Source organism: Streptomyces dysideae (genome assembly GCF_001514305.1).
Classification (GTDB): domain Bacteria; phylum Actinomycetota; class Actinomycetes; order Streptomycetales; family Streptomycetaceae; genus Streptomyces; species Streptomyces dysideae.
On record NZ_KQ949077.1, the window covers coordinates 46,371 to 67,559 of the forward strand.

The 21,189-nt window shown below is 72.7% G+C and carries 15 protein-coding genes and 1 pseudogene; 8 read left to right on the forward strand and 8 right to left on the reverse strand.

Translation table 11 applies throughout. From position 1 onward, the window contains the following. Positions 1–3: 3 nt before the first annotated feature. From AQJ91_RS06530 to AQJ91_RS06555, 6 genes are all read right to left on the reverse strand, one after another. Entirely contained in the window at positions 4–2,694 is a 2,691-nt protein-coding gene (locus AQJ91_RS06530; protein ID WP_067017358.1) for a SpoIIE family protein phosphatase, read from the reverse strand. 260 nt (positions 2,695–2,954) lie between these two features. Further along, positions 2,955–3,386 (reverse strand): ATP-binding protein, encoded by a 432-nt coding sequence (locus AQJ91_RS06535; protein ID WP_067017360.1) that lies wholly within the window; start codon positions 3,384–3,386, stop codon positions 2,955–2,957. Between the two features lie 172 nt (positions 3,387–3,558). Beyond that, a complete protein-coding gene (locus tag AQJ91_RS06540) occupies positions 3,559–3,960 on the reverse strand; it encodes a (deoxy)nucleoside triphosphate pyrophosphohydrolase (RefSeq protein ID WP_067017362.1) in 402 nt (133 codons plus the stop codon). Between the two features lie 42 nt (positions 3,961–4,002). Next, on the reverse strand, positions 4,003–4,230 hold the full coding sequence (locus tag AQJ91_RS06545) for an SPOR domain-containing protein (RefSeq protein ID WP_067017364.1): 228 nt from the start codon (positions 4,228–4,230) through the stop codon (positions 4,003–4,005). A 306-nt stretch (positions 4,231–4,536) separates the two neighbouring features. Continuing rightward, on the reverse strand, positions 4,537–5,289 hold the full coding sequence (locus AQJ91_RS06550; RefSeq protein ID WP_067017366.1) for a GntR family transcriptional regulator: 753 nt from the start codon (positions 5,287–5,289) through the stop codon (positions 4,537–4,539). A gap of 147 nt (positions 5,290–5,436) precedes the next feature. Then, positions 5,437–6,663 (reverse strand): DUF4190 domain-containing protein, encoded by a 1,227-nt coding sequence (locus AQJ91_RS06555; RefSeq protein WP_067017368.1) that lies wholly within the window; start codon positions 6,661–6,663, stop codon positions 5,437–5,439. 148 nt (positions 6,664–6,811) lie between these two features. On the opposite strand from AQJ91_RS06555, the gene AQJ91_RS06560 reads away from it, so the two are divergent. Both AQJ91_RS06560 and AQJ91_RS06565 read left to right on the forward strand, forming a co-directional pair. Continuing rightward, entirely contained in the window at positions 6,812–8,017 is a 1,206-nt protein-coding gene (locus tag AQJ91_RS06560; protein WP_067017369.1) for a serpin family protein, read from the forward strand. A gap of 5 nt (positions 8,018–8,022) precedes the next feature. Then, entirely contained in the window at positions 8,023–9,207 is a 1,185-nt protein-coding gene (locus tag AQJ91_RS06565) for a serpin family protein (protein ID WP_067017370.1), read from the forward strand. A gap of 27 nt (positions 9,208–9,234) precedes the next feature. Here AQJ91_RS06565 and AQJ91_RS06570 read toward each other — a convergent pair whose 3' ends face one another. Further along, positions 9,235–10,803: a S8 family peptidase gene (locus AQJ91_RS06570; protein WP_067017372.1), complete on the reverse strand. Its 1,569-nt coding sequence runs from the start codon at positions 10,801–10,803 to the stop codon at positions 9,235–9,237. 180 nt (positions 10,804–10,983) lie between these two features. Then, complete coding sequence (locus AQJ91_RS06575; RefSeq protein WP_067018007.1) at positions 10,984–13,167, reverse strand: DEAD/DEAH box helicase; 2,184 nt, start codon at positions 13,165–13,167, stop codon at positions 10,984–10,986. Between the two features lie 103 nt (positions 13,168–13,270). Between AQJ91_RS06575 and AQJ91_RS55235 the strand changes: the two are divergent. From AQJ91_RS55235 to AQJ91_RS06600, 6 genes and pseudogenes are all read left to right on the forward strand, one after another. Next, positions 13,271–13,394 (forward strand): annotated as a pseudogene (locus tag AQJ91_RS55235) (LysR family transcriptional regulator); the annotation flags it as partial. A 252-nt stretch (positions 13,395–13,646) separates the two neighbouring features. After that, positions 13,647–15,347: a trypsin-like serine peptidase gene (locus AQJ91_RS06580; protein WP_067017375.1), complete on the forward strand. Its 1,701-nt coding sequence runs from the start codon at positions 13,647–13,649 to the stop codon at positions 15,345–15,347. Between the two features lie 73 nt (positions 15,348–15,420). Next, on the forward strand, positions 15,421–17,592 hold the full coding sequence (locus tag AQJ91_RS06585; protein WP_067017378.1) for a tetratricopeptide repeat protein: 2,172 nt from the start codon (positions 15,421–15,423) through the stop codon (positions 17,590–17,592). Positions 17,593–17,666: 74 nt separating this feature from the next. Beyond that, positions 17,667–19,079 (forward strand): vWA domain-containing protein, encoded by a 1,413-nt coding sequence (locus tag AQJ91_RS06590; RefSeq protein ID WP_067017380.1) that lies wholly within the window; start codon positions 17,667–17,669, stop codon positions 19,077–19,079. Next, positions 19,076–19,966, forward strand: coding sequence for a hypothetical protein (locus AQJ91_RS06595; protein ID WP_159054499.1), 891 nt, complete (start codon positions 19,076–19,078; stop codon positions 19,964–19,966). Before AQJ91_RS06590 ends, AQJ91_RS06595 begins: the two co-directional genes overlap by 4 nt. Then, on the forward strand, positions 19,963–21,180 hold the full coding sequence (locus AQJ91_RS06600; protein WP_067017382.1) for an extracellular solute-binding protein: 1,218 nt from the start codon (positions 19,963–19,965) through the stop codon (positions 21,178–21,180). Before AQJ91_RS06595 ends, AQJ91_RS06600 begins: the two co-directional genes overlap by 4 nt. Positions 21,181–21,189 lie beyond the last annotated feature (9 nt).

The window sequence follows — 21,189 nt, forward strand, 5'->3', positions numbered from 1 at the left end:
CCGTCAGAACAAGCTCAGCAGCGCCTCCGCCGGATCCCTCAGTCCCGTCTCCCCGTCCGGCAGCGGCAGTTCGAACCACACCGTCTTGCCGCGTGGCGTGCGGCGTGAGCCCCAGGCCGCGCTGAGGAGGCCGACCAGTTGCAGGCCCCGGCCGCCCTCGTCCGTGTCGCGGGCGCGGCGGCGGCGGGGCTGGACCAGGCCGGAGTCCCAGACCTCGCAGACCAGGGTGCGGTCCAGGAGGAGGCGCAGTCTGATCTCGCCCTCGCCGTAGCGCAGGGCGTTGGTGACCAGTTCGCTGACCAGCAGTTCCGTCGTGTCGACCAAGGGTTCCAGGTCCCAGCTGAGGAGCCGGCCGCGGGCGTACTCGCGGGCCCGGCCCACACTGCGCGGCTCGCGCGGCAGCGTCCAGTCGCCGACCCAGTCGGCGGGCAGGCCCTGGACGCGGGCCATCAGCAGGGCGATGTCGTCCTCGCCGTGGTGGGTGTCGAGGGTGTTGAGGACGTGGTCGCAGACGTCCTCCAGGGGGCGGGAGGGGTCTGTGAGGGCTCCTACGAAGGCTTGCAGGCCCTCGTCCAGGGGGTGGTCGCGCGACTCCACCAGTCCATCCGTGTAGAGCGCGAGCAGCGCGCCCTCGGGGAGTTCCACCTCGACCTCCTCGAAGGGCTCCCCGCCCACGCCCAGCGGCATGCCGGGCGGCACGTCCAGCATCAGTGCCGCTTCGCCGGGTTCGACGAGGACGGGGGGCAGGTGGCCCGCGTTGGCGAAGGTGCAGCGCCTGGTCACCGAGTCGTAGACCGCGTAGACGCAGGTCGCCAGGTAGACCTCGGAGAGGTCCGCCTCGCGGGGGCGGCGGGCCGCCCGGGTCGCCTGCTGGACGCCGCCGGGGGCGCCCAGGCCGCGCGCGATCTCGTCCAACGCCGAGAGGACTTCCGCCGGTTCGAGGTCCAGGAGCGCCAGCGTGCGTACGGCCGAGCGGAGTTCGCCCATGGCCACCGCCGCGCGGAGGCCCCGGCCCATCACGTCCCCTACCACCAACGCCGTACGGTGGCCCGGGAGTTCTATGACGTCGAACCAGTCGCCGCCCACCTCGCTGGGGCGGTCGGCGGACGAGTTGCCCGGCAGGTAACGGCACGCGATGTCCAGGCCCGACGCCACCGGGTCGCCCGGCGGCAGCAACGACCGCTGCAGTATCAGCGCGCGCTCGTGCTCCCGGCGGTACAGGCGGGCGTTGTCGATACAGACGGCCGCACGTGCCGCCAGCTCCACCGCCAGGTCCTGGTCCCGGTCGCCGAACGGCTCGCTGCCCTTCGTACGGGCGAACTGCGCCAGTCCTACGACCGTGTCGTGGGCGACCATCGGCACGACCAGCGTGGACTGCACCAGGCCGCCCTCCTCGCCGGGGACGCGCAGCGGACGGGCGGTGCGCAGGGCGTCCGCGCAGGGCGAGTTGAAGGGGTAGTGGTGGACCGCGCCGACCGCGACGGGGGCTCCACCGCCGACGAAGGGGGCGTCGGACACCGCGCTCGCGAAGGCCACGCGGCGCAGTTCCGCGCTGCCGTCCGCCAGGCCGGGCGGGGTCTCGTCGCCGGCCAGCAGGCCCTGGTACAGGTCGACCGTCGCCAGGTCGCAGAAGCCGGGGACCACGACGTCGAGGAGTTCGCGGGCCGTGGTCTCCAGGTCGAGGGAGTTGCCGATGCGGGCGCCGGCCTCGTTGAGAAGGGCGAGATTGCGCCGCGCGGCGGCGGCCTCGCGGGCGGCCGCGCGGCGGGCGGTGATGTCGGTTCCGAGCCAGGCGATGCCGATGGGGCGGCCGGAACCGCTGTGCACGCGATAGAGGTTGATGGACCAGTGGCGGCGCTCGTCGGAGCCCGGCAGGAAGCCCGTGATGTGCATGTCCGTGATGGAGTCGCCGGTCTCCAGGACGCGCCGCAGGGTCGCGGTGACCCGCTCGGCCTCGGGGCGCGGGAGGTAGTCGTGGACGCCGTTGCCGCGGTGCTCGTCGGGGCTGCCGCCGAAGAGGGAGGCGAACCGCTGGTTGGCGCGGCGTACCCGCAGGTCGGGGTCGATCAGCAGGAAGCCGAAGGGAGTTTGACTGAAAATCGCCTGCGAGGCGGCGAGGTCGGTCTCCATGCTGCGGAGCGTGCGGACGTCGACGACGATGCAGACAGCGGCCTTCTCACCGTCCTCCGTCCGCGTCGGCATGACATAGACCTCGGCGAGTCCCTGCCGGCCGCGCTCTCCGTCACCGTCGGCCGGGTCCGGCATCCGGAACGGGACGACGCCCGTCCACTCCCGGCCGTCCAGGATCTCGGCCATCTTGCGCTGGCCCTGGTCGCGCAGGTCGGGGTCGATGAACGCCTCGATGGGGTCCATGCCGACGGCCTGTCCGGCGGGGATGCCGAAGAGGTGCTCGGCGCGCAGGCTCCACTGGTCGACGAGGCCGTCGGGGCCGATGGAGAAGGACGCGACCTTGATGTAGTCGTAGATCGAACCGGGCGGACTGCTCTGCCACATGGCGTCGCCGGGGGGTACGTCGTCCCGGTCCCGTCCGTCGCCCCGTCCGTCGCCGGAGGACAGCCCTGTCCGGCCCGCCGCACCGCTCGTCGCGTGCGCCGCGGACGTGCCCGCCGCGCCCGCCCCCGCGCCGTCCGACGGGTCCTCGGACTCCGTGGCCTTCGCTGGTATCTCGCTCACGCGAACCGTCCCCTCCAGCTCACCGCGCCCGGCACCGGTCACCGGCGGCGGCTGCCCGCAGTATCCAGCACTACGGCGCCGCACAACACGGTGTTCACGATCACAGCACGTTCCCGATGGTTTTCGGTCCCGTCTGCGGAAACACTTCCAGTCTTCTAACCAGCGGACACGCAGTCGAATCACGCGCGTCGACAACTACCAGTGGCCTGAACCAGTAGGTCGACAGGGCGGGGCCGGACGTACAGAGCGGGCGTGGGGGTTCACTCCGGTAGCGCGAGCTCGAACCACACCGTCTTGCCCGTGTTCCGGCCCGGGCGTGTGCCCCAGCGGTGGGAGGAGCGGGCGACGAGTTGCAGGCCGCGGCCGCTCTCGTCCTCGGGGCGGGCGACGCGTTCGCGGGGCAGCTCGGGGAGCGGGTCGGAGACCTCCACCAGCAGGACGTCGCCGAGGTCGGCGGGGCGGACCAGGCGTACGCCGATGGGGCCGGTGGCATGCCGCAGGGAGTTGGTGACCAGCTCGCTGACCAGCAGGGCCGTGATGTCGGAGACACTGTCGAGGCCCCAGTCGCGCAGGCGGCCGCGGACGGCGGCACGGGCGGCGCGTACGGCGCCGGGGTCCGCGGGGAACGACCACTCGGCGCAGTCGCCTTCGGTGTCGATCACGCCGATCACTTCCCAGGCCAGCAAGCCCACCCATGTCTGGTTCAGTGGGGTTAATGGGCACATACCCGATATGCGGCGCCCAGTATCGCCCGGGGCGGCGCACTGTGGCACGAACGGCGTACAAACGCGCGGGGGTAGCGCGTCGATGCCATGTGAGCGACGGGTTCCAAGGTTCCGCCGGTTGAACCCCCCGAGCGCGGGCTTACGCCCTCAACAGCCCCGCCACTTCCCGCACCGCCGCCACATCCTGGTCCAGCCACTCCACGTCCCACAGCTCCTCCGGCGTCAGCCAGCGCAGCGCGTCGTGGTCCTGCAGGGGCTTGGGGGCGGGGGAGCCGGGGAGCAGGCGGGCCGTCCATGCATGGAGGACGTACGGCGGCTTCAGGGGCCACTCCCCCGGCACCCGCCCGACAGGCTCGGTCTCGACGCCGAGTTCCTCACGCAGTTCGCGTACGAGGGCCGCGTCGGGGGTCTCCCCGGGCTCGACCTTTCCGCCGGGGAGTTCCCAGCGTCCGGCCAGCTCGGGGGGTGCGCTGCGGCGCGCGGCGAGCAGGCGGCCGGCGTCGAGCAGGGCGGCTCCCACCACCACGATCCGTTCGGTCATGCGCCGGAGCCTACGGGAGGCCGGCAGAGGGGCGGACGCGGGTCAGTTGACGGTACCCGTGCCGCTCTGGCCGTTCCGGCTGCTGTGACCGTTCTGGCTGCTCTGGTCGAGCTTCTCGACCCAGTACAGCTGCCTGTGGCCGCGACCGTCGAGGCTGTCCGCGATCTTCTGGGCCTCGGCCCGGGTCGCGTACCGGCCCACGCGGTAGCGATTGCCGTTGTCGTCCTGCCGTATCACGAGCCAGGGGAGAGTGATCGTGCCGTCGTTCATCGCGCCCCTCCACTTCCCACTCGCGGCCTGTGCCGTGCCCCACCCGGTAAGGAAACCGCAATCCGCATATGCCCGAGCCTACGCCTAACCTTTACGCAGCGAATACGGCTTTTCACAAAGAGGTACGCAACCAGCCAACACGTGGGGGGCGCACGGCAACGAATGCGCCGTGCACAGGGCTTGATGCGTCCGGTCGGCGGCGCTTCGGGCGCTCCGGGGCGACCTGCGAGAACGGCCAGATTCCAACGGCGGGCGGACGGGCGGGAGTCGGGTGGCAGGCAGGGGCAACTGCCGTAAGGGTGTGCGCTACTTCACCGGCAGGTGATAGGCGACCCGGTAGCGGTCCGCCGGGATCACCACGTCGGCCGTCTCGACCGGGCGGCCGGAGGCGTAGTACGTCCGCTGGACGACGATGACGACATGACCGGGGACGCCGCCCAGGGAGATGAGTTCCTCGGCGAGGCCGGGGCGGGCGCCGACCTCCTCCGTGACGTTGTCCACGACGACGTCGATGGCGGCCATGCGCTCGACGACGCCCATGCCGCCGAGGGGGCCCTCCTCGGGCAGCATCACGGGCGTACGGCCGGTGACGGCGAGGGGCTCCCAGGAGGTGGAGAGCATCATGGCCTCGCCGGCGTCCCGGAAGACGTACTTGGTGCACATCACGCGGTCACCGGGCCGGATGGAGAGCCGCTCGGCGACGGCGCCGCTCGCCTCGGCCTGCCGACTGCTGGACTCCCAGGTGCCGCGCGCCTCGCCGTCGGCCTGCTCCTGCCGGAACGGGGTGGCCCCGCCGGCCGGGCGGTAGCCGGAGCGGACGACACGGCGGGGTACGGGCCGCTCACGGACGTACGTCCCGGAACCGGAACGGCCCTCGACCAGGCCCTCGGCCATCAGCACCTTGCGCGCCTCGAGCGCGACAGTGTCCGAGACGCCGTACTCCTCGCGGATCCTGGCCTGGGACGGGAGGCGGGTGTGCGGGGGCAGCGAACCGTCGACGATCTTCTTGCGGAGATCACCCGCGACGCGCAGGTACGCCGGCTGCTCACCGAATGTCACTGGCCGCTCCCATCAGGTTGTACAGACAGCAACAGCGTGGCAACCGTGGGTTGTGCCATGCAAGCAAAGGCCAGAGAATCACTCGATGTGATGACTTGTGCGTGCGGAGGGCTTTACGCAGGCAGTTTCTCCCCGCTATGGCCGTGATCACACCTGGAGTTGACCGCTGTCCGCGCTGCCGACGCCGCTGTCGTCGTCCTCGTCGTAGAACGGCACGGTGTCGGCCAGGCCCAGAGCCTTGCGGGCGGTGATCGTGGTCCTGCCGTCGACGTACCCGTAGCCGTTGTCGTAGTGCTCGTAGAACGTGTCCGCGTCGCCGGCCTCGGCCGCCTTCGCCCAGTCCTCGCGGGCGTCCTCCATGTCCGCGACCAGAGCGGCGACGGGCTTCTTCGCGCCGGCCTGCCAGGTGTGGTCCCGCAGCGCCTCGATCTGCTCGCCGAGCACGGTCTCGACGTCGCCCGCCCAGTCCCGGTTGCCCGGCAGATCGTCCTCGGGGTAGTCCTCGGGCTCCTCGTAGAGCACGTCGTCGACGGCGTTGAGCGCCTTGAGGAGGGCGAGCTGGTCCGCGTCGAGGGTCGTCTCGTCGCTGCGCAGGGAGCCGGCGGCCAGGCTGCCCTTCTCCTCCACGTTGCCGAACAGGCAGGTGATCTCGCGGTCGCCGAAGCTCCAGCTCTGCCGGGACGGCATCAGGTAGTACACGTCCACGTCCTCCGGTACGGCCCAGCCGTCCATGGCGTACGTGTACTGGAGCGTGTAGCACTTGTCCTCGGCGATGTCGGTGACCTTGGCGTCACCGGGGTAGGAGTCGCCCGGCAGGTCGACCACGGCGAACACCTCGCCGTCGTGCCGGCCGGAGCAGGGAACCTCCTCGACGTCGTAGGTCGCGCCCTCCAGGGAGCCGCTGGGCGAGTCGAAGCAGTCGCCCTCGGCGAGCGAGTAGGCGGTGCCGTCGCCCTTCGCGGCGTCCTTGAACCCGTCCCAGGCGTCGGACACGAAGCCCGTGGACAGCGACAGCGCCCACAACCCGACCCAGACGGTCGACAGCACGGACCCGGCAACCGCCATGCCCTTGCCGCGCTCACCCTTCCGCTTGATCTGCCGCAGCCCGATCAGGCCGAGGACCAGCCCCACGCCGGGGAGGAAGCACAGGAGGCCGAGGACGAGGGCGGCGATGGAGACGCCGTTGACGGGCGGCTCGGGGGCGCCGTACGGGCCGTAGGGGTGGTACGGGTACGGGCCCGGGGCGGCGGGATGGCCGTACGGCGGGAACTGCGGGTACTGGCCGCTCTGCGGGAACGGACCCTGCGGATACGGCCCCTGGGGCTCTTGAGACCCTTGTGGCTGGTGGGGCCCGGGGGCCGGAGGTATGGACACGGGTACCGTGCTCCTGGTTCGGACGGCTCGGACGGCGATGCAGGGGCGGTTCGGAGACACCCGGGGGCGCTTGAGGGGGCGCTTCGGAGCTGCTTCAGAACTGGCGTACGACTGGGCGCATGGTAAGCGTGGGGCGACGGGGGGCGGTATGCGGATCACGAATGCGACGATCCGGGCGGTGAACGGGCTGACCGCCCGCTGGGCGGGGGCCGTGGACGGCCAGAACGTCTTCTCGGCGGCGGGCGTGTGGCCGTTGCTCGCCTTCCTGGCGGACGGGGCCGACGGTCCGGCGCGCGAGGAGCTGGCCGACGCGTTGGGGATGTCCGCGGACCGGTCGGCGGGCGCCGCACGGGAGTTGCTCGCCGGGATGGGGGCGCTGCGAGGGCTGGACCCCGCACTCGGGCTGTGGACGAAGCGGACGCTGGAGCTGCGGGAGCGGTGGGAGACGGGGCTGCCCGCCGGGGCGCACGGGGTGCTCACGGGGGACACGGCGGCCGACAAGGCGGCGCTGGACGCGTGGGCGGCGAAGGGCACGGGCGGGCTGATCGAGAAGATGCCCGTCGCGCTGACGCCCGACACCGAGCTGGTGCTGGCGAGTGCGCTGGCCTTGCGGACGCGGTGGCTGAGCCGCTTCCGGGAGGTGGCGCTGTGCCCGGAGACGGGGCCGTGGAGCGAGCGGACGCTGACCGGGCTGTACCGGACCAGCGCCGTGCTGGACCGGGTCGGCGTGGCCGACACCCCGGACGGGCACGTCACCGAGCTGAAGGTGCTGGGCGACAACGCCCTCGACGTCCATCTGCTGCTCGGCGAGGAGCGGATGACGCCCGGTCAGGTCCTGGGCGCGGGCGTGGACATCCTGGCCGGCCGGCATGCGGTCGTAGCGGGGCCTCACCTCCCCTACGGGGAGGTGGGGCCGGGTCTGCGCGTCGTGAAGGAGCGCAGCGAGCGGCCCGTACCGCCGACGCTGGACGTGGAGACCGTGGCGTTCGACCTGAGCGCGCGGCACGATCTGCTGGCGCTGCACCGCCTGTTCGGTCTCACCACGGCGAGGGATTCCGACCACGGCCACTTCCCCGGCATCAGCGGCTTCCCGCTGGCCATCGGCTCGGCCGAGCAGTCCGCCGTCGCGACGTTCGGCGCCCTGGGTTTCCGGGCCGCCGCGGTGACGGCCTTCGGAGCCATAGGAGCAGGCATACCCCAGCTCCGCTGGCTGGTCACCACCGTCAAGGCCACCTTCGACCGCCCCTTCGGCTTCCTCGCCCTGCACCGCCACTCGCGGCTGGTGCTGGCGGCGGGATGGGTCACGGACCCCCAGCCGTACCCCGAAGACCTGCTATACCCCGAGGAGTTCTGACCAGGATGAGCACGATCCACGCCGTCAACAGCCTGACCGCCCGCTGGGCCGGGACAGTCGAGGACGGCACCGTCTTCTCGGCCGCCGGTGTCTGGCCGCTGCTCGCCTTCCTGGCGGACGGGGCGGACGGCCCGGCCCGCGAGGAGCTGGCGGCGGCGCTCGGGGTGCCGGCGGACCAGGCGGCCGCCGCGGCACGGGAGTTGCTGGCCGCGATGGACTCCATGGAAGGACTGGACGCCGCCCTCGGCCTGTGGACCAGCCGGACGCTTGAGCTGCACGAGCGCTGGACGGCCGGTCTGCCCGCCCCGGCCCGCGGCGTCCTCACCGCCGACCCGGAGGCCGACCAGCGGAACCTGGACGCCTGGGCGGCGAAGCACACGAACGGTCTGATCGAGCGCATGCCGGTCGAGGTCACGGGCGACACCGAACTGCTCCTGGCCGACGCCCTGGTCCTGCGCACACGATGGCTGCGCCCCTTCGAGAGGTGCCCGCTGCGGCCGGCCGCCGGGCCCTGGCAGGGCCGCACCCTGCGTGGTCTGCACCGCCGGAGCATCCGCCTGGACCGGATCGGCGTGGCCGCCACCCAGGGCGGCCAGGTCACCGAGCTGAAGGTGCTCGGCGACAACGGCATCGACGTCCATCTGCTGCTCGGCGACGAGCGGATGACGCCCGGTCAGGTGCTGGGCGCGGGCGTCGCCCTGGTCGACCGCCGGCTGACGGCCGTACCGGGTTCGCGGCTGCCGCACGGGCAGGCGGGCCCCGGCGTGCACGTCGAGGAGCAGCAGTGCACGAGTCCGCAGCCGCCGAGTCTGGACGTACGGACGGTGGCGTACGACGTGACGGCCGACCACGATCTGCTGCACCGGCACGCCCTGTTCGGGCTGACGACGGCACGGAACACCGCCTACGGCCACTTCCCCGGCGTCAGTGCCGCGCCGCTGGCCGTCGCGGCGGCCGGGCAGTCCGCCCTGGCCCGCTTCCACGAGCTGGGCTTCGAGGCCGCGGCGGTGACGGCGGTAGCCGCCACGCGCGGGGGTGCGCCGCCCGCGCGGCGGTACCTGACCACCGTGGTCCAGGCCGTCTTCGACCGCCCCTTCGGGTTCCTCGCCGTGCACCGTGAGACTCGGCTCGTCCTCGCGGCGGGCTGGGTCACCGACCCGGAGCCCTACCGCGAGGACGGCTACCGCTGATCTACGGAGCCTGCGGGGCCTTCGGGGCTAGAACTGCAGCGCCCAGGCGTCGATCCGCCCGGTGTCCAGTGCCGCGTTGTCGCTGACCCGCAGACGCCACGTGCCGTTGGCGACCTCGGAGGAGGCGTTCACGGAGTACGTGGTGTTGATGTTGTCCGCGCTGCCGCCGGTGCCGTACGCCTTGAGGGTGTAGGCCGTGCCGTCGGGGGCGGTCAGCTGGACCTGGAGGTCGCCGATGTACGTGTGGACGATGTTGACCTCGACGGCCAGCGCCGAGGGCGCGTTGCCGGTGACGCCGGAGACGGTCACCGGGGACTCGGCCGTGGAGTTGTCGCTGATCGTGTAGTCGGCGGTGTTCTCGAAGCGCGGCCCGGTCGGGGGCGGCGTCGTCGAGCCGTCGCCGACGTACAGGAGCCGGTTCGGCGATCCGGTGCCCGGGCTGGTGACGACGCCGGTGGTGGCGGCGGACGTCAGCGCGGTGGAGACCTGGGCGGGGGTGGCCGTGGGGTTGTCGGCCAGGTAGAGGGCGACGGCGCCCGCGACGTGCGGGGTCGCCATCGACGTACCGGAGATGGTGTTGGTCGCCGAGTCGCTGGTGTTCCAGCTGGAGGTGATGGACGAGCCGGGCGCGAACAGGTCGAGGACGGTGCCGAAGTTGGAGTAGCTGGCCTTGGCGTCGCCGGACGTGGTGGCGCCGACCGTGATCGCCTCGGTCACGCGGGCCGGGGACCGGGTGGAGGCGTTGACGGTCTCGTTGCCGGCCGCGACGGCGAAGGTGACGCCGGAGGCGATGGCGTTGCGTACGGCCGTGTCGAGGGCGGTGTCGACGCCGCCGCCGAGGGACATGTTGGCGACGGCCGGCTTGACGGCGTTCTGGGCGACCCAGTCGATGCCCGCGACGACCTGGGCGGTGGTGCCGGAGCCGGAGTTGTTCAGCACCCGGACGCCGACGATCTTCGCCTTCTTGGCGACGCCGTACGAGGTGCCCGCGACCGTGCCGGCGACGTGGGTGCCGTGGCCGTGGCCGTCCTGGGCGGTGTTGTCGTTGTCGATGGCGTCGTAGCCGTAGGAGGCGCGGCCGCCGAAGTCGCTGTGGGTGATGCGGACGCCGGTGTCGATGACGTACGCGGTCACGCCGGTCCCGGCCGAGTCCGGGTAGGTGTACGAGCTGTTGAGCGGGAGGGCCTTCTGGTCGATGCGGTCCAGGCCCCAGGAGGGCGGGCTGGGCTGGGTCGCCGCGATGTGGAAGGTGCGGTTCTGGACGACGGAGGCGACGGCCGGGTCCGCGGCGAGCCGCTTCGCCTCGGCCTCGGAGGCCTCGACCGCGTAGCCGTTCAGGGCCTTCTTGTACGTGCGCTCGATGTCGGCGCCGTACTCCTTGGCGAGGGCCCTGCCCTCGGCCGAGCCCGCCTTGGTGTCCGCCTTCAGGGTCACGAGGTAGCTGTCGGCGACGGCGTTCGCGGCGCCTTCGTACTGGATGCGGCCCTCGGGGGCGGCCGCGGCGGGGAGAGCGGAGACGAGTCCCGCGGTGAGTACCGCGGTGGCCGCCGCGCTGAGCACGGCCAGTCTTCGCCGGGTGTGACGCATCACTGCCATCTGAGGGGTCCTCCTCAATCGGTGGTGCGCTGGTGGGGGGTGGTGCAGGCATGACGAAGTCCGCCCCTTCAGACATGATCATGTCAATTCCAGGCCGAAATTCGTGCGCCAGCCGAAAGATTGAGGCCTCCACAGGAATTGCACAAGAGCCCCTGCAGCGGCATGCCCGCGGATCCGGGGTCAGTCGACGTCCTGACCAGCGAGTCTGCGCTGCTCCTGCTCCACGATCCGGCGGGCGAGGCCGGTGTCCGAGATGTCGACGGCGTCGGGGGTCGCGTCGGCGGTGTCGCTGCGGCGGGCGTAGGCGTCGAAGAGCCGGTTCTTGTTCTCCAGGATGCGCAGCAGACGCTCGTCGACACTGTCCGTCGCCAGCAGGCGGTGCACCTGGACCGTGCGGACCTGGCCCATGCGGTGCGCCCGGGCCACGGCTTGGTGTTCCAGGGTGGGCTTGACCTGCGGTTCGCACAGGATCACCACGGACGCGGCCTGCAGGTTGAGGCCGATGCCGCCGGCCTCGATCTGGCCGAGCAGCACCGCGTGCCCGTCGGCCGCCGTGAAGTCGTCGACCATGCGCTGGCGGCGGGCAGCCGGGACACCGCCGGAGATCGGGCCGAACACGCCGTCGCCCAGGGCGTTCTGGACGGTGACGAGGACGTCGCGGAAGTACGAGAACACCACGACCTTCAGGCTGTTCTCGGCGGCCTCCGCGACCAGTTCGCGCAGCCGCTGGAGCTTGGCGGACTTCTCGGGGTCGGCGTACGCGGCCCTGCGCATCGCCATGAAGTTCCCCTCGGCGACCGCCGCGCGGTACGCGTCCTGGTCCGCGGCGCTGAACTCCTCCCACTCATCGACCTGGAGCAGCGCGGGCAGTTCGGTGAGCACGTCCTGCTGGTTGCGGCGCAGATAGGCGGGCGCGACCGACCTGCGGAAGGCGTGCGGGCCCGCGACCGCGGCGCTGTCGCGAATCGCGGGGACCAGGTCCGGCTGGAGGTGGCGGACCAGGGTGCGGAACTCCTCGACGCGGTTCTCCATGGGCGTGCCCGTGAGGAACAGGACGCGGTCGCAGTGCCCGGTCCACACGGCGACCGCTCTGGCACGGCGGGTGTCCGGGTTCTTGACGTAGTGGGCCTCGTCCACGACGAGCAGGTCCGGCCCGGTGCCGTTTGGGGCGGGCAGGGTGTGCAGCACATCGAAGGTGGTGAGGGCGACACCGCCGCGCTCACGCCACTCGGCGTACGCTTCCTGCCGGTCCGGGCCGTGCACCGGCACCGGCCGCAGGGCGCTGCGCGAGCGGATCTCCCGCGTCCAGTTGATCAGCACGCTCGCCGGGCACACCACCAGGAAGTGGCTGTGCCCCTGAGCCGCGAGATGGGCGAGGACCGCGATGGCCTGGACGGTCTTGCCGAGCCCCATCTCGTCGCCGAGTACGACCCGGCGCTGGGCGAGCGCGAAGCGGGCGCCGAAGGACTGGTAGCCGCGCAGCGAGACCCGGCGGTGGGTGTCGTCCAGCGGCTGGGCGTGCACCCGCTCCGCCACCTCCGACGGCAGGAAGCCCTCGCTCGCCGCGACGTCCGAGCGGTGCTCGGCGACTTCGGCGAGCTCGCTGTAGTACTCCGCGGATCGCAGCTCGAAGTCGACCCAGGCCTCGATGTCGGAGGCCGGCGGGCGCAGCAGGTCGGTGGAGGCCTGGGCGAGCAGCAGCGGTACGTCGCGGGCTGCCGCGTCGGCCGTCAGCTCGCGCAGCTCGGCGACCGCCGCGAGGGCGGCCTCCCGGCGGCGCCGGCCGGTGAGCGCCAGGCGCAGCCGGCCAGTTGCCGGCCGGGCCGCCGGCAGCAGCTCGCCGAGCCTCACGTCGAGCCGCTCGGCGGTCTCCACGGCCCGGCTCAGTTCGGGGCCGGCCTCGACGAGCCGGTGCAGCGCGACGACCAGGGCGGCGGTGCGGGGCTCCGGATGATCGACGTCGATCCGCACCGACACGGTCTCCTCGACCGCCTGCGCGATCTGCCGTGCGGCGGCGAGGGCCTGGTCGGCGGTCTGGGCGCCGACGCCAGGGATCTGCCGCAGCTCGTACCGGCCCGCCTCGTACACCGCGCGCACCGTGGCGAGTCCGGCCGCCTCGACGGCCGCCAGCCGCAGCCGGCCCTCGGTGGCGTCCTTGAGCCGGGCGACCGGGATGGACTCCAGCTCCTTCGCCACCAGTTCGTCCCTGAGCGGCGCCAGGGCGGAGCGGACGGCGTCGAGGGCGCGGGCGTGGTCGGCGCGGACGGTGCGCGCGGCGTCGTACAGCCGCAGGCCCCGCGCGTACACCTCCCGGGCCCGCCGCCCCGTGGGCGGAGAGACATCGCGCGGCCCCTCGCCGACCACGCCCGCACTCTCGCCGCCCCTCTCCCCGACCTCCACGACGCCTCCCCTCACACTCGGTCGCCCCGGTCAGCACATCTTTGCACCGGGGACTGACAGTGCGGGCTACTGGCTCGCACCGGAGGAACGGGGCGGCCGTCCGCCACGCGTCGGGGCGGAGATCGCCGGCACCGAGGAGACGTACGGGGCCCTGGTCGCGGGCCTCGGCATCTGCCTGGTCGCCGCCCCGACCTCGTCCCCTCCCCCGGCCTGGCCCGCTGCCGGCCAGCCACGGCGTGGCGCAAGCCGCCGGCGTCCTACGACGTCGAGGTCTCGGCGAACGGGCGGGCCTGGCGCACCCCGGACGGGAGCGCGGTCCGGTACGCCCGGGTGAGCGTGCGCGGGAGGCGGAGCTCGCCGAACTCGACGTCCACAGCCGGTGATCAGCCGGTCCCGCGCAACAACTCGGGTCGATGAGGCGGGTGTTGCCCTACCGTGGGCCCATGGCGCTGCATGACCACAGGGACGATCCGTGGCGGGTGAGGGTGGACGACGAAGAGGGCACGCCCTGTGGCGCCGGGGTGCTGCTCGACGACCGGCATGTCCTCACCTGCGCACACGTCGTCCGGTACGCCGGAGCGGCTCCCGGGGGCACCACGGCCCGGGTGCGGATCAGAAGCGTGGCGTGCCGCCCGGAGTGGACCCGCACCGCGCGGGTCGCCCCGGGAACATGGGTGCACGAGCACGGCACACAGCGCGGCGACGTGGCGCTGCTCGAACTCGACGAGCCGACCGGGTGCGGCACCCGGACCACGCTGTGGAAGGCGCCCATCTCCGGGGGCACGGTGCGGGTGTACGGCTTCCCCCACGCCGAACCGCTGGGCATGGGGACGGACGCGAAGCTGGCGGGATCCGGCGGCCGTTACAGCGAGCGGGGGCTGCTGAAACGCGTCCGCGAGGGCGATCCGTGGATCGAGCCCGGTTATTCGGGCGCCGGTGTGATGGCGCTGGGCGGCGCGTTCGACGGGCGGGTCATCGGCATCGTGGTGGCCGACTACATCGACGGCGACGCGAAGGCCGCCTGGATGCTGCCGACCGAGACGGTGCTGACGTACCTGCCCCGGATCGCGGAGTTCACCGGCGGCGACCGCACCGACGAGCTGAGCTCGTCCCGCGGTGAGTTGACCGACGACGTGCTGGGCGACCCGCTGCGGCTCGCCCTTACGCAGGAGCTCACCCGGCTGCTCGACAGCGACTGGTCGGGCACCGTCGTCGTCGGCACCGGCGGCACGACCGCGGTGGGCGACTCCTGGCTCGTCCGTCTCGTACGGACGGCCGATCCGGTGGCCCGGGCCACCGCCTCCGACGCGGAACTCACCGGCGCGCCCGGGGACACGGTCCTCGGAGTGGGCTCGATCGACGCGGCATACGACGCGCGCGGCAGGTCGGTCGCCGATGTGTGCGGCTATCTGTCGCGCCGGTTCGGGCTCCCCGGCGGGGAGGCCCGCGAGGTGCTGCGGCGGCTGCTGCGCCACAGTCCGCCCGCCTGTCTGGTGGTGGGCGGCGTCGACCGGGCGCAGGACCCTCAGGCCCTGGTCGGGGAACTGCTGGGGCCGCTGGCCGCCCGGGCCCGGTCGCGGGGCGTCCGTCTCGTCCTCGGCTTCGAGGGCACGCCGCCGGCCGACCTGGCCCGCGACGTGTCCCTGGACCCCGAACCGCTCAGCGGATCCGCCGTCGGCGTCGGGGCCGCCGCGGAGGTCCAGGCGGTCGTCGCACAGCTCGCCGCCGAGGAGGACGCCGCGTCCGCGCTGGACCAGGAGTGGGGCATGCGGTTCTTCGCCCCGCCACGGCTGCCGCCCCGCGCCGCGCCCCGGCTTCGGGTCCGGCTGGCCGTGGCCCGTGCGACGGAGCCCAACCCCGAACTCGCCGCGGTCCACGACCAGGCCGTCGCGGCCCGCGCCGCCGTGGCCCGCTTCGACCGCGAGCTGCGCCGGCTGGCCGAGAGCCACGAGGACCTCTCCGCGCGCCTGGAACTGCACCGCGTACGGGCCGCGCGGTACTTCGGCGACGAGGACCGGCGGCTCGGCGAGCTCCACGCCCCGGCGGCCCGCGCGCTGCAGATCGTGCCGATCGACCTCGCGGCGGCCCGCAAGCTGGTCCGGCGCTATACCGACGAGGTCAACCGCCGGATCGAAGAAGGGTGACGAGGAAGACCAGCGAGCCGAGGAAGCCGGTGGAAGCCGGTGGAAGACAGGGAAGGGGGAGGACGCCGTGCGGATGTGCAATCGCCCCGACTGCGGGCGTGGCGAGATCGACGAGCAGGGCTTCTGCGACGTGTGCGACCGGGAGCCGCTGCCGGCGGACCGCGCCGGACCGGCGGCCCGCGCACCGCAGCCGGCCCGCGCCCCGCAGCCGGCCCGGGGGCCGAGCGTCGGCGTGGCGCATGTGCGCCCGGACCCCTGGTACGGCCTCGGCCTGGTCGACTCCGATCAGGCCCCCGAAGCCGCGGACGTCCCGCGCCGGTCGGCGGACCCCGTCCCCGAGGAGCACCGCTACTGCGCCAACCCCTCCTGCATGCAACCGGTCGGCCGCGGACACGACGGCGAGCCGGGCCGGACCACGGGCTTCTGCCCCCACTGCGGCACCGGTTTCGACTTCAGCCAGCCCGGCGGCCGCACCATCGCCGGACGCTACGACCTCCAGCTCGTCCTCGGCTCGGGAGCGTACGGCGCGGCCTTCCTCGCCCATGACCGCAATCTGGCGACGGATGTCGTCCTCAAGGCCCTGAACAAGTCGGTCGCCAGGACCGCCCTGCACGAGCGGGACGTCCTGGTCGGGCTCCGACACGACAGCATCGTCCGCATCCTCGGGTACGAGCGCCAGGGGCCGCATCTCGTCCTCGAGTACGTTCCGGGCGTACCGCTCTCGGCCCGCGACGGCGACCGGCTGGAGACCCTCCTCGCCCACGGTGTCCGCGTCCTCCAGGCGCTCGACTACCTGCACGCCCGGGGCCTGCTGCACTGCGACGTCAAGCCCCTGAACATCATCCGGTTCCGGGAGGAGAGCCCGGCGGGCGCGCTCGACCGGGTGCGGCTCATCGACTTCGGCGCGGTGCGCAGCCAGAAGGACACGGGACGGATCGTGGCGTGCACCCCGGCGTACGCGCCGCCGGAGGACGATCCGGATCATCTGCGCCCCGCCCCGGGCTTCGACCTGTACGGGCTGGGCATGACGCTGCGCGAGGTGTGCCGCTCCCGCTGGACCGACCGCTCGGCTCCGGGCGTCGACTCGCTGCACCTGCTGCTGGACCGCGCCACGGACGTCGAGAGACCGTGGCGGCGGTTCGTGTCGGCCCGTCAGTTCGCCGAGCAGCTCAGCGGTGTCATCCGGCAGGTCGTGGCGGGACCGCCGGCGCATCGTCAGGTGGCCCGCCCGTCGGCCCTGTTCGGTTCGATGCCCGAACCGCTGCACGGCGGGCTGGGGGCGGCCCGGCCGCTGGCCCACTGGGTCGGGGCGGAGCCGGACGAGGACGGGACGCTGACGCTGCGCGCGGCGTTCTCCTCGCCCGAGCCCGGCGACATCGCCGCCGCGCTCCCGGTCCCGCTGTCCGATCCCGACGACCCGGGCATGGCGGGCTCGGCCGGAACGGCGCTGGCCGAGTGTCGGCTCGCCCTGCGCAGAAAGGACTCTGCGCAGGCGGAGCGGACGCTCTCGGCGGCGGGCCTGCCCAACTGGCACTGGTTGCACGCCTGGTACTCCGGACTGATCGCGCTGGCCCGCGCGGACGCGCCACGGGCGGCCGCCGAGTTCATCCAGGTGCGCACGGCACTCCCGGGCGAGCTGATCCCGCAGCTCGCCCTCGGTCTGTGCGCCGAGCTCCGCGGGGACCACGCTGCCGCCCGGTCGTACTACGGGGCGGTCTTCGACACGACCCCCGCGCTCGGCGCGGCGGGCTTCGGCCTGGCCCGCGTGCACGTGCTGGCCGGCGAGCGCGCGAAGGCCGTGGCCACCGCCGAACGACTGGCACAGGAGTTCCGCTACGAGCGGGAAGCGCGGGTGGCGGCCGTACGGCTGCGGGCCATGGTCCTCGGCGGTCCGTCCTCCCACCCGGCACCGACGGAGGACGACCTGGAGCGGGCCGGGGCGTCCCTGGTCGGCCTCTCCGTGGACCGGGCGGCGGCGGCCGGGCTGCGCGCCGAGATCCGGTACGCGAAGTTCCTGCGCGACCACGACCGCGTGAAGCTGTCCGACGCGATCCGCGAACTCGCCCCGCACGCACCCACCGAGCGTGAGTACGTCGCGCTGGTGGACCTGGCGAACCGGCTGCGTCCCCCGCTCCGGTGGAGATGGTCCGGACGCCGTGGCAGAACCGGTCATTCCCGTTTCGGAGAAACACCCGGGACGCTAAGCTCCGATACGCCAAGTGGAGGACGCGGACACGCTCCGTAAGGGACACGCAGCGACGCGATCGGGTGGTGCCGGTGGGGGACAGGTCGCCATGGGGGCTCAGCTTTGCCCTGGAAGTGGACGCACCCTCGGATCTGGCCTACGACGAGAGGCGGGCGGACGCCCTCATCACCGTCACGGCACGCTCCACCGCGCAGCCGGCCCCGGAGACGCCGGGTGCCGAAATCCTCATCATGGACCGGTCGTTGTCCATGTCCGGCCACAAGCTGGACGAAGCGAAACGCGCGATGTGCGCGGCCATCGACACCCTGCGGGACGGCACCCTCCTGGGTATCGTCGCGGGCCACCACAAGGCCGAGGTGATCTTCCCGGCCACCGGTGGACTGGCCCGTGTCGACGCCGCGACGAGGGAGGACGCCAAGCTCCGGGTCATCGGCCAGCTGGCCGAGGGCGGTACGGCGATCGGCCGGTGGCTGGACTGCGCCCGCCGGCTCTTCTCGTCGGCGGCCTCCCCCGGCACCGTGCGCCACGCGGTGCTCTACACGGACGGCAACGACGAGCACGAATCGCCCGAACAGCTCGGCGAGGTACTCACCGCGTGCACCGACCGGTTCGTCTGCGACGCACGCGGGCTGGGCGACGACTGGCGCTACGCCGAGCTGCTGCGCATCACCGAGGCCCTGCACGGCACCGCCGAGGCCGTCGTCACCGTCTCCGACCTCACCGAGGACTTCACCCGGCTGATGCGACAGGCGCAGCGCATCGTCGTGCCCCGGGTGTATCTGGGCCTGCGCCTGAACGACCGGTTCCAGCTCGCCTTCGTACGGCAGACCCGCCCCGTCGAGGCCGAACTGACGGCACGTCAGCAGCATGACGGTGAGACACACGTCCCGCTCGGCTCCTGGCCGCCGGAGGCCCGCCAGTACCAGGTCTCCCTCCGCTTCGACCCCGACGCGCTGACCGTCGACGAGAACCTGCGCGCCGCCCGCATCACCCTGCACGCCGAGCGCCCCGACGGCACGCGCTCACCGTGCTCCGAGACCGCGGCCATGGTCGTACGGCGCCGGTCGACACCCCATGTCGGCATCCCCCGGTCCCCCGACCTGACCCGGGTCGAGAACGAACGCGAGCTCGGCATGGCGATGCGCGCCTGCGCCGACGCCCATCTGCGCGGTGACCTCGACCGGGCGGACCAGGAGCTGCTCCTCGCGATCGGCCTCGCCGAAGACCTCCGGGACACCGGGCGGTTACGGCTGCTGCGCGCGGTGGCGACGACCGGTCCCGACGGCCGGCTGCGGGTGCGGCGCGACGTGTCCCGGGGGGAGATGCAGGGCATCGGGGTCGACTCGACCAAGACCGCGGCGCCCCAGGTCGACGCGATCGAACTCCCGCCGGGCGATGCCCCGTTGCCGCGGGTGTGCGCGCGCTGCGGGACGACGGCCATGTCGCCCACCGCCAGGTTCTGCGAGAAGTGCGGTCACCGTTTCGGGGCCGCCGGGCCGGCCGGTGAGCCGGCGGACGCTTCGTGAGCGCGGCGAGACGGCCCTTCGGGACGAGGCACCCGATCGTGGTGCTGCGCCGGCTCAGAGCGGGCGTGCTGGGCATGGTGGCCCTGTCGGCGCTGCTGTATCTGGTGGTGGTCAACCGGGCGGGCGAGCAGATCGCCGCCGCCCAGCGCACGCGTGCGGCCATCGCGGACATCCAGGAGGCGCACGTCGAGGCCGGGAAGGCGAACGACGCGCTGGAGAAGGCCTCCAGGACCCGGGCGGTCAACCTGATCGGGCCGGGCGCCGAGTTCGACAACGCCACCGCCCGCGTGGGCACCCTCCTCACCTCGGCGACCGGGGGCAACGCGGCCGGGGAGCAGGGACTGCACCACTTCCAGTTCGTCCAGGGCCAGTTGAAGACCTGCGTGCAGCTGGCCAACAGCGCGGGCGACGACGGCGTGGTGTGGGCGCGCGACGCACTGGACGACGAGCCGGAGACGGACGGCGCGGACGAGGTCCGGTTCACCGGCGGCCTGATGGAATCGCTCGAAGACCTCAGGGAGATCGAGTCCACCGCCCTCGACGAACAGCTCCGGTCGCGCTGGCTGAACCCCTCCCTCCTGTGGCCCCTGCTCCTCGCCCCGGTGGCCGTCATGCTGCTGCTGGTCGTCGCGACCGGCCTGGTCGTCGCCCGCCACTTCCGGCGCTACCCCCACCCGGCGCTCGGCGTGGCGCTGCTGGCGACCGCGTCCGTCGCCGTCACCACCTGTGTGCTGACCCGGGTCGGCCAGGACGAACTCGACGATCCGCTGCTGGCGGGCGAAGGGTGGATCATGGCGATCGCGCTGCTTCTGCTCCTCGGCGCGGGTGCGCTCGCGTACCTGGCCTACCGTCCCCGTATCGCCGAGTACAGGTTCCCGCGCTCATGAGCAGGCTGACGGAATCGCTCGCGCGCTGTGCCCTGGTCCTCGGGCTGCTCCTGGCGGCGGCCGGGTGCGGTGCGCCGGAGAAGGACCGGGTGACGGTCATGGTCCCCTGGTCCGATGCCGAGTTCCAGGCGTTCCACTCGGTCATCAAGACGTTCGAGGACCGCTACGGCATCGACGTCGACGTGCAGGTCACCCGCGCCCTGACCCAGCAGCTCGACGCCGCGGTGGCCGCGGACGCGGCGCCCGACCTGGCCGTGCTGCCGAGTGTCGGAGCGATCGCCAAGTACCAGGCGGGCGATTCCCTCAGGCCACTCGACGTCGACACGTCCTCGTTCGTCGAGCCGCTCCGCGAGCTGGCCATGGCGGACGGCGACGTCTACGCGGTCCCCGTCAAGGCCGACATCAAGAGCCTCGTCTGGTACGACCACAAGGTCACCAAGAAGCCGCCCGCGACCTGGGCCGCACTCGGGGCCAGGCCCGAGAGCTGGTGTCTCGGCCTGGAGTCCGGCCCGACGTCCGGCTGGCCCGGAGCGGACTGGATCGCGGACATCCTGCTCGCCGAAGAGGGCGTCGGCACCTACAAGGCCTGGGTCTCGGGCGGCAAGTGGGACTCGCCACCGGTCAGGGACGCGTGGAAGACGTGGCAGGACCTCGTCGGCGGCGGCACCCTCAAGGGCGCGTCCACCCGCAGGTTCAGCGAGGCCGCCGACGGAATGGCCGACAACACGTGTTCCCTCGGGCATGGCACGCTGTCCGCGATGGCCTTCCCGCTGGACCAGGTCGACAGGTACGCGTACGTGACGCCCTCCCCCGATCAAGTGCTAGAGGTCTCGGCGGACTTCGTCGGAAAGTTCACCGACAACAAGAGCGCCGACACGCTCATCTCCTACCTGGCGAGCCCTCAAGCCCAGCGGGCCTGGGTGAACGGACCCGGATACGCGCTCTCCGCCAACGAGGAGGTGACGCAGTACGACAACAGCACTCAGGCGCGGATAGCGGGGATGCTCCGCTCCGGTCACACGCTCTGCTTCAGCGCCGCCGACGCGATGGATCCCGACGTGTCCGCCGCCTTCTACCGGGCGGTCCTGAACTTCGCGGACGGCGCAGAACTGACCGGCCTGCTGCAAGCGCTCGACAGAGTCAGCAAGGAGATGCGGGACCCGCCGCCGCCCTCCCCGCCCTCCCCGCTCTGCGGCACCCCGAACAAAGACTGACCCGTACGC